8 protein-coding genes are annotated in these 4,938 nt (G+C 27.4%); all 8 read left to right on the top strand.

Annotation, left to right across the window (positions count from 1 at the left end; all coding sequences use genetic code 11):
• The coding region (locus ACTT9D_RS06730) for a glycoside hydrolase family 3 N-terminal domain-containing protein (protein WP_440931014.1) at positions 1–609 on the top strand (609 nt) is incomplete at its 5' end.
• A gap of 9 nt (positions 610–618) precedes the next feature.
• Complete coding sequence (locus ACTT9D_RS06725; RefSeq protein ID WP_440931013.1) at positions 619–1,359, top strand: segregation and condensation protein A; 741 nt, start codon at positions 619–621, stop codon at positions 1,357–1,359.
• Complete coding sequence (scpB, locus tag ACTT9D_RS06720) at positions 1,356–2,060, top strand: SMC-Scp complex subunit ScpB (RefSeq protein WP_440931012.1); 705 nt, start codon at positions 1,356–1,358, stop codon at positions 2,058–2,060. The genes ACTT9D_RS06725 and scpB overlap by 4 nt, the downstream gene beginning before the upstream one ends.
• A 38-nt stretch (positions 2,061–2,098) precedes the next feature.
• The gene (locus ACTT9D_RS06715; protein WP_440931011.1) at positions 2,099–2,311 is read left to right on the top strand and encodes a twin-arginine translocase TatA/TatE family subunit; all 213 of its coding nucleotides are present in this window, start codon (positions 2,099–2,101) and stop codon (positions 2,309–2,311) included.
• Positions 2,312–2,316: 5 nt separating this feature from the next.
• Positions 2,317–2,538: a Sec-independent protein translocase protein TatB gene (gene tatB / locus ACTT9D_RS06710; protein WP_440931010.1), complete on the top strand. Its 222-nt coding sequence runs from the start codon at positions 2,317–2,319 to the stop codon at positions 2,536–2,538.
• Complete coding sequence (gene tatC, locus ACTT9D_RS06705) at positions 2,531–3,307, top strand: twin-arginine translocase subunit TatC (RefSeq protein ID WP_440931009.1); 777 nt, start codon at positions 2,531–2,533, stop codon at positions 3,305–3,307. Before tatB ends, tatC begins: the two co-directional genes overlap by 8 nt.
• Positions 3,300–4,559, top strand: a complete 1,260-nt coding sequence (gene serS / locus ACTT9D_RS06700; protein WP_440931008.1) for a serine--tRNA ligase — start codon at positions 3,300–3,302, stop codon at positions 4,557–4,559. The genes tatC and serS overlap by 8 nt, the downstream gene beginning before the upstream one ends.
• A gap of 54 nt (positions 4,560–4,613) precedes the next feature.
• Positions 4,614–4,901, top strand: coding sequence for a preprotein translocase subunit YajC (gene yajC, locus ACTT9D_RS06695; RefSeq protein WP_014953230.1), 288 nt, complete (start codon positions 4,614–4,616; stop codon positions 4,899–4,901).
• Positions 4,902–4,938: the final 37 nt, after the last annotated feature.

Here is a 4,938-nt window from a genome sequence, read left to right as displayed (position 1 = left end):
ATATTAAAATTAATTGGAGCTAATATTAATACATTACCAGTTTTGGATATAAGAATTAAAGGTTCTAGTAATATAATTGGAGATAGATCTTTTTCAAAAGACCCTAAAATTGTTTCAAAAATAGGTGATCTTTGTATTAAATATTTTCATAATAATTCAATAGGAACTGTAATAAAACATATACCAGGTCATGGGGAAGCCAAAGTTGATAGTCATCTTTTTACTCCAACTGTTAAGAAAAAATTATCAAAATTAATAACTAGTGATTTTTCTCCATTTAAAAATAAGAAAAGTTTTTTTGCTATGACCGCACATGTAATTTATGATGATATTGATAAATCTAATACAGCAACACACTCAGAAAAAGTTATTAAAATTATCAGAAATAAAATTGGCTTTAAAAAAATTTTGATTTCTGATGACTTATCAATGAAAAGTTTAAAAAAAGATTTAAAATTTAATACAATCAGAACATTCAGCTCAGGTTGTAATATTGCTCTTCATTGCAATGGTAAATTAAACGAAATGACAACAGTTGCGTCAAACTCACCACTAGTAGATAGTTTTATTATTCAAAAAACTTCAGAATTTTATAAAATTTTAAGATAAGATATTTTAATGAACGAAGTTGATTCAGATCTTTTCAATGTTGATATTAGTAACTATCAAGGTTCACTTGAAGTTTTGCTTGATCTAGCAAAAGCACAGAAAGTTGATTTAGAACAAATTTCTATAACAAAATTAGCTGATCAATTTAATGTTTATATTAAAGAAAATTCTAATTTAAATTTAGAAATCGCCTCTGAATATTTATTAATGGCCACATGGCTTGCATATCTAAAATCTAAATTATTATTACCAGGTACACCTGAAGAGGAATTTAAAGTTCAAGAAGTGGCAGAGAAATTGAAATTACAATTAAAAAAATTAGAATTAATCAGACTTTTATCTGATCAAATGTTGAAAAGAAAAAGATTAGGAAGAGAAATTAGAACAAGAGGAATGAAAGCAAATATAAGATCAATTTATAATTCTGAGTATAAACTTAATTTATTTGAGATTTTGAAAACTTACGCAAATATAATTATGACAAAAGATTTTCAAAGAATGAATATTCCTAAATTGCCCGTCTATACTACTGAAGATGGCATAAAAAGAATTAAAGAATTTTTTGGAAAACTTTTAGATTGGAAAGATTTAGAAGAATTAATTCCAAAAAATTTTAAAGATGGTAAAAATTTTAAAAGAACTGGTAGAGCGGGAATATTTGCAGGATCATTGGAACTAGTTAAAGAAGGAAATTTATCAATCAAACAAGAGGATTTATTTAAGAAAATTTATATTAAAGAAAACAAATGAAAAAAGAAGAATTAGAAAAAAAAGATAATGTAGTTAAATTTCCATCTAAAAGATCTAACTTGGAAAGAGAAATTGAAGCTATCATTTTTGCAGCAGCAGAACCATTAGATTTAGAAACAATTGAAAATAAAGTTTCTAGTAAAGGTAATGTAAAAAAAACATTGGAAAAATTACAAGACGAATACTCTTCAAAAGGAATAAATCTAGTTTGTATATCAAAAAAATGGTCATTTAGAACTGCACAAAACTTATCTAGTTTAATGTCCAAAGAAAAAACTGTTGAAAAAAAATTATCAAAAGCCGCAATAGAAACTTTAGCAATAATTGTGTACCATCAACCTGTTACAAGAGCAGAAATAGAGGAAATCAGAGGTGTAGCTTTCGGCACAAATACACTTGAAATATTAATGGAACTAAATTGGGTCAAACCAGGTGGAAGAAAAGATGTTCCGGGTAAACCTATACAATACGTTACAACAGATGACTTCTTAAGTCATTTTAATCTTCAAAAATTATCTGATTTACCTACTGTTGATGAGCTAGGTGCTGCAGGATTAATTGATACATCAAGTGTAGATAATGCAATTTTTGGTACTGGAAAATTCTATAAAGAAAAACAAGATGAAAAAAAAGAAGATATCTATTCAAATATTGATGAAATGCTCAACAGCACTCTTAATAAAGAGGAAGATGAAAATTGATACTTTTATTTTAACTACAAAAAGGCTATAAACATTTCATGAGTATCGGAATTTGGCAAATAGTTATTATAGTTATTTTAGTAGTGCTTCTTTTTGGAAGAGGAAAAATTTCTAGCTTAATGGGCGATGTAGCTAAAGGAATTAAAAGTTTCAAAAAGGGTATGGCATCTGATGCAGATGATAATGAGCCTAAAAACATATCTGATAATAAACAAAATAATAATAACCAAGACTCCAATAATAGAGATTAAATCACATGCCTACTATCGGTTGGTTTGAGATTTTAATAGTAGTTGCCCTTGCTATAATTGTTCTTGGACCTAAAGACTTTCCAATAATGCTAAAAAAAGTTGGTTCTTGGATCGGATCAACAAAAAGATATATCAATAATATTCAAGATGAAGTTTCAAATATTAATATTGAGCCAGATGAAACTGATAAAAAAGAAAAAGATAAAAAAATAAATAAAGATGAGTGAAGATAAATTTGAAGGTGGTTTCGTAAGTCATTTAGCTGAATTAAGACAAAGGCTAATACATAGTTTTATTTTTTTAATTATATTTTTTGTAATTTGTTATTTCTTTTCAGAATATATTTATGGTTTTCTTGTAGATCCTTTTGCTCAAGCAGTTAAAGATGATAATTCAAATAGAAGATTGATTTTTACAGCTCTTCAAGAAACTTTTCTTACTTATTTAAAAGTTTCATTTTTCACAGCTTTTTTTGTTACATGTCCATATATATTAATGCAGATTTGGAAGTTCGTTGCTCCTGGTCTTTATAAACATGAAAAAAAAGCAATCATGCCTTATTTAATACTTACACCAATATTATTTTTTTTAGGAGGCATGCTCGTTTATTATTTGATAATGCCATTAGCTATAAAATTCTTTTTATCTTTTGAAAGCACAGGTGCCTCTACCAATTTGCCAATTCAACTAGAAGCTAAAGTTAATGAATATCTATCTTTAGTAATGAAATTAATTTTTGCCTTTGGCATTAGCTTTCAATTACCTGTTGTCTTAAGTTTATTGGCAAGAATTGGTGTTGTAGATTCTGATTTTTTAAAAAAAAGAAGAAAATATGTTGTTGTTATAATTTTTGCTGCAGCAGCAATATTAACACCACCTGATCCAATAACTCAAATCGGATTAGCAATACCATTATTAATATTGTATGAGTTATCAATATTTTCTGTAAATTTAATTGAGAAAAAAAAATTAGAACAAGAAGAAGCTGATGCATAATATAAAAGATATTAGAAAAGACTTAAAATCTTTTGAGGAGCATTTAAAAAAAAGATTTGTGAATGTTGATATTGATGAAATCAAAAAACTTGATGAAAATAATAGAGAATTAATACAGAAAAAAGAAAATTTAGAACAAGAAAAAAAAGAAATTTCAAAATCAAAAGATCAAAATTTATTCAAAAGATCTAAAGAAATATCATCAGAAATTGATAGCTATTCAAAGGAACAAACTGAAATCAAAAACAGATTGGAGAACATTTTATCTTCTATTCCAAATATTCCACATTCAGACGTGCCGATAGGAAAAGATGAAAATGAAAATTTAGAAGTTTCAAAATCTGGCAAAATACCGGAATTTGATTTTAAACCGAAATCTCATTTTGACTTGGGTGAAAAATTAGGAATGTTAGATTTTGATTTAGCTACCAAAACTACTGGCGCTAGATTTGTTTTTGTTAAAGATAAGTTGGCATTAATGGAAAGAGCAATTACTAATTTTATGTTAGATACTCATATACATAAAAATTCTTATCAAGAGATATCTCCTCCTTTAATGGCATCAGCAAATACAATGTTTGGTACTGGTCAATTGCCTAAATTTGAAAATGACCAGTTTGAATTAAAAATGGAAGAGGGTTCAGATAGAAAGTTTTTAATTCCAACAGCTGAAGTTATTTTAACTAATATAGTTAAAAACCAAATAGTTGATAAAGCAAATTTACCAATGAGATTAGTAGCTGCCACACCATGTTTTCGTAAAGAAGCTGGTAGTTACGGTAAAGATACAAAAGGGATGATAAGACAACATCAATTTTACAAAGTTGAAATGGTAAGCATTGTTGAAAATCAAAATTGTTTAGAAGAACTAGAACGTATGACTAATTGCGCAACTGATATTTTAGATCAATTAGAACTACCATACAGAAAAGTTATTCTATGCACAGGAGATATGGGTTTTAGTGCAGAAAAAACTTATGACATTGAAGTTTGGTTACCGTCAGAAAATAAATATAGAGAAATTTCTTCTTGTTCATCATGCTCAACATTTCAAGCTAATCGAATGAAATCTAGATATAAAAATGATAATAAAGAAACTCTATTTGTTGGTACTTTAAACGGCAGTGGCTTAGCAGTTGGTAGAACTATGATTGCAATTATGGAAAATTACCAACAAAAAGATGGCTCAATAGAAATTCCTAAAGTCCTAAGACCCTATATGAACAATATGGACAAAATAACTTCCAATTAAAGTTGTTTTCATTAATTAGATAGTATAAAAATCAGCATCATTTAAAGGAGAATTATGGAAGGTTCAGGAATAGGTCAATTTATACCGTTAATTTTAATATTTGTAATTTTTTACTTTTTTCTTATCAGACCACAGCAAAAAAAAGTTAAAGAACATAAAGCCATGGTTGAGAACTTAAAAAAAGGTGACAAAGTTATTACTTCTGGGGGAATAACTGGGACTATTGAAAGAGTTATTGATAACGAAAGAGTTGAAGTTGAAATAGCTGAAAATGTTAAAGTTGAAATTATTAAAGCTACTGGAATTCAGTCTTTAGTGGGTACACCAGAAGTTAAAAAATAATCTAATTCATTAAGTGTTATATTTTTCTAAAACTAGA

It is taken from the genome of Candidatus Pelagibacter sp. (genome assembly GCF_052049815.1).
Lineage (GTDB): Bacteria > Pseudomonadota > Alphaproteobacteria > Pelagibacterales > Pelagibacteraceae > Pelagibacter.
This window is presented reverse-complemented; position numbering and strand designations above follow the sequence as displayed.